The 3,942-nt window shown below is 71.6% G+C and carries 4 protein-coding genes and 1 pseudogene; 2 read left to right on the top strand and 3 right to left on the bottom strand.

The window, feature by feature from the left end; translation table 11 throughout:
* Positions 1–217: pseudogene (locus tag VFN12_RS06370) on the top strand (acetyl-CoA C-acetyltransferase); the annotation flags it as partial.
* A gap of 226 nt (positions 218–443) precedes the next feature.
* Positions 444–1,430, top strand: a complete 987-nt coding sequence (locus VFN12_RS06365) for a GNAT family N-acetyltransferase (RefSeq protein WP_325117775.1) — start codon at positions 444–446, stop codon at positions 1,428–1,430.
* On the opposite strand, the gene VFN12_RS06360 is transcribed toward VFN12_RS06365, so the two are convergent.
* The 3 genes from VFN12_RS06360 to VFN12_RS06350 form a co-directional block, all read right to left on the bottom strand.
* Positions 1,427–2,512: an NAD(P)H-dependent flavin oxidoreductase gene (locus VFN12_RS06360; protein WP_325117774.1), complete on the bottom strand. Its 1,086-nt coding sequence runs from the start codon at positions 2,510–2,512 to the stop codon at positions 1,427–1,429. The genes VFN12_RS06365 and VFN12_RS06360 overlap by 4 nt on opposite strands.
* Positions 2,509–3,273 carry a CoA-transferase subunit beta gene (locus VFN12_RS06355; protein ID WP_325117776.1) on the bottom strand — a complete coding sequence of 255 codons (765 nt, stop codon included), beginning with the start codon at positions 3,271–3,273 and terminating at the stop codon, positions 2,509–2,511. Before VFN12_RS06355 ends, VFN12_RS06360 begins: the two co-directional genes overlap by 4 nt.
* On the bottom strand, positions 3,273–3,942 hold a 670-nt coding region (locus tag VFN12_RS06350), incomplete at its 5' end, for a CoA transferase subunit A (protein ID WP_325117773.1). The genes VFN12_RS06355 and VFN12_RS06350, both read right to left, overlap by 1 nt.

Genomic DNA, 3,942 nt, shown 5'->3' with positions numbered 1-3,942 from the left:
GGTCCTGGCGTGGATGAAGGAGACCGGGGCGCCGCACGAGCGGGTCAACGTCAACGGCGGCGGGATCTCGCTCGGGCACCCCATCGGTGCCACCGGCACGCGGATCATGGCGACCCTGCTCAACGAGCTCGAGCGCACCGGCGGCCGGTTCGGCCTGCAGACCATGTGCGAGGGCGGCGGCCAGGCCAACGTGACCGTCATCGAGCGACTGACCTGAGGCCGAGTCGGCGCTAATGCTGCGCTCTGGGACGCCGACTCGGCGCTAATGCCGCTGCCAGGCTGGCAATTGCGCCGACTCGCGACCGTCAGCCGTTGCAATTGCGCCGACTCGCGCCACTCGGCCGTTGCAGTTGCGCCGACTCGCGCCCGTCAGCCGTTGCAGTTGCGCCGACTCGGCGGGAAAAGCGGTGGCGGGGAGGGGGGCCAGGGATCATCCTCAGAACATGGAGCTGAGGGAGTTCGGGCCGGACGACTCGTCGTCCGTCGAGGCGTTCGTCGAGATCGGCAACGCGTGCCGGGCCGTCGACGCGCCGTGGCTCCATCCGGACACGCCGTACCGCCGGCGGATGGAGATGATCCACGGATGGGACGGCGAGCCCGGTCGACACTTCCTCGCCTGCGACGCCGGCGCGCCGGTGGGGAGCGTCGTCGTCAACTACAGCGACTACGACAACCTCGACCTCGTCTGGCTGGAGGTGCGGGTCGATCCCCGGCACCGGCGCCGTGGCCTCGGCACGGCCGCGCTGGAGGCGGCCTACGAGGTGTGCCGTTCGATGGACCGCAGCCTGCTCGGCATCGACGGATGGGAGAGCGACCAGACGCGTGGCTTCGCCAAGGCGACCGGATTCGAGCAGAAGAGCCAGAGCATCAACCGCCGCCAGCACCTCGCCGAGGTGCCGGCCGAGGGCGTCGCGCGGCTGATGGCGGCGGCCGAGGAGAGGGCGGGCGACTACGAGCTGCTGCGGTTCGCCGGCCGCACGCCCGACGAGCTGATGGACGAACTGGCCCGGATCACCGATGCCATCAACGACGCCCCGCTCGACGACCTCGAGATCGAGGACGAGGTCTACCCGCCCGACCGCATCCGCGCCTACGAGACGGCGCAGATCGAGTCCGGCTTCAGGTTCCGCCGGGTGGTGGCACGGCACCGTGGCACCGGCGAGCTGGCGGGTCACACGGTCGTCACCGTGGACACCGAGCTTCCGGCGATCGGTGACCAGCACGACACCGCGGTGGCCCGGGAGCACCGCGGTCACCGGCTGGGGGTGCTCCTCAAGGCCGACATGGTGCGCTGGCTCGCCGAGGACGAGCCGCAGCTGGCGACGATCGACACCTGGAACGCCGAGTCGAACGACCACATGATCGGCGTCAACGAGCTGCTCGGCTACCGGATCATGGGGCGGGCCCTGGAGTTCCAGCGGCGGATCTAGCCTCCGACGTACGACGCCGCGCGGCGCAGCTCGTCGGCCGCACTCGTGACGATCCGGTCGATCAGCTCCTCGCAGCTCGGCAGGTCGTCGATCACGCCGACCACCTGGCCGGACGCGAGCACGCCGGCCGAGGTGTCGCCCTCGACGAGTCCGGCCCTCAGCATCGTCGGGGTGTTGGCCGCCAGCGCGGTCTGCGCCAGGGACCGTCCCTGCGCGCGCCGCATCTCGCGACCGTCGCGGAGCAGGCGACGCCACGACATGCCGCTGTCCCGCTTGAACTCCAGGGTGCGGCGCACGGTGGGGCCCATCCGCCTCAGGGCGGAGGACTCCTGCAGCTCCTGGACCAGGTCGGTGCGCAGCATCCGGTGCGGCATCCCGTCGACCTTGTCCGTGACCACGGTGCCGTCGAGCCCGTGGGAGAGGTACAGCTGCTTGACCGCGTCGGGGACCGCTGAGTCGCGGGTGAGCAGGAACCGGGTGCCCATGCCGGCCCCCGCGGCGCCGTAGGACAGTGCCGCCGCGAGTCCGCGACCGTCGAAGAACCCGCCGGCGGCGATGACCGGGATCTCCCTCCCGGACCTGCGCAGGGCGTCCAGGACGGTGGGCAGCAGCAGCGTGGTCGGCACGCTGCCGGTGTGGCCACCTCCCTCGCCGCCCTGGATCATCACGGCGTCGGCGCCCCAGGCCGCCACCTTCTCCGCGTGCCGGGCGGCCCCGACCGACGGGATCACCACGATCCCTGCGTCCTTGAGACGTGCGATCAGCTCCGGTCTGGGCGCGAGGGCGAAGGACGCCACCCTCACCCCGTGCCGGATGAGGAGCTCGCAGCGCTCGGGAGCGTCACCGGCGTCGGCGCGCAGGTTCACCCCGAACGGCTGGTCGGTGCGGTCCTTCACCTCGAGGATCGCGCGCTCCAGCTCGGCATGGCTCATGGTGGCGCTGGCCAGGATGCCGAGCCCGCCCGCGTTGGCCGTGCCGGTCACCAGCCGGGGCCCGGAGACCCAGCCCATCCCGGTCTGGACGACGGGGTGCCGGACGCCGACCAGCTCGGTGAGCGGGGTGCGCAGCAGCTGGTCGATCATCGGGTGGTCTCTGCGGGGACCTCGCGGTGCCGGAGCTCCTTCGGGTCCAGCACCTCGCGGATGATCACCAGCTCGTCGAGGCCGGGGGAGCGGGTCTCGGGGACGTCCCCTTCGGCGTACAGGTCGCAGCCGGACTGCTCGCGGACCTCGTCGACGGTGACACCCGGATGCACCGAGAGCAGGCGGAGCGTGTCGTCGGGTCCACCGAGGTCGAGGACGCCGAGGTTGGTCACGATCCGGTGGATGTCGTTGAAGCGTGCGGCCGCGGCACCGGCCGCCTTGGCCCGCCGGGGCCCGACGCCGGAGACCACGTCGACCTGGTCGACCAGCGTGCGGGGGGAGTGCTTCGGGATCCAGTACGACGTCCGGTTGTTGACCGTGTTGCCCGGCGCTCCACGGGAGCCGAGCAGCTGGCGCTTCGGCCGCTCGAAGTCGCCGATCGCCGAGATGTTCTGGTTGCCGTGCCGGTCGACCTGGGTGGCGCCCATCATCACGTGCCGCTTCCCCCAGGCGACCACGTCGAAGACCCGACGGAAGGGGATCCAGCCCTCCACGACGTCCGCGCCCTCGCCCAGCGGTGGCACCCCGCCGAGCAACAGCGACTCCCCGTCGGAGATGAGCAGGTCGGGGTTGCTGGTCAGCTTGGCGAGCCGTACGCCGAGCGTGGGCAGCAGGCCCATCGGGCTCGCGAAGATCTCGCCGTCCTCGGCGAACGCGTCCGCGATGGCGCCCGCGCAGACCTCGGCCCTCGTCGCCTCCATCACGCGCTCGCCTCCTCGCGGAAGGCCCGGACCGCCGCCTGGTAGGCGGCCTCGTCCCCGGCCAGGAACCGGTCCTCGAAGGATGCCCACTCCTGGTCGGTGCCGCGGGCCGCGGCGGCGTACGCCTGCTGGAACTTCTCGTCCCGCTCGTAGTCGGGCGTGCAGGTGGTGAAGTGCGCGCCGTTGGGCGTCTCGACCACGCCGTCGACCATCATCCGGCTGATCAGCAACCGCTGGACGGGCGCGTCGACCGTCAGCCCGGCGGTGTCGACGATCTGCTCGCAGGACAGGTAGGCCCGGTCGGCGGCCATGCAGAACAGGTCGTCGAAGTAGGGGTCCGGACCGAGGTAGGTCGCGTTCCCGTGGGCATCGGCGCGGTTGAGATGGACCAGCGCGACGTCGAGCCCGAGCGCAGGTACGGCGACGAGCTCCTCCTCGTCCCGATAGGGGCTGGTCACCGTGCGCAGCCACGGGTTGTTGACCATCACGTCGGACCCGAGACCGGCGCGCATCGGGAGGAAGGGGAGTCGCTGGGCGGCGGCGCGGAGCCCGGTCTGGAACATCCCCTCGTCCAGCTCCACGACCTCGGCGATCCCGCCGTCCTGGCGGGCACGCTGGAAGTTGGGCTCGAGCGGGACCGAGTCGAGGGACACGAAGGCGTAGACCAGC

It is taken from the genome of Nocardioides sp. (assembly GCF_035703625.1).
Classification (GTDB): Bacteria; Actinomycetota; Actinomycetes; order Propionibacteriales; family Nocardioidaceae; genus Nocardioides.
This window is presented reverse-complemented; position numbering and strand designations above follow the sequence as displayed.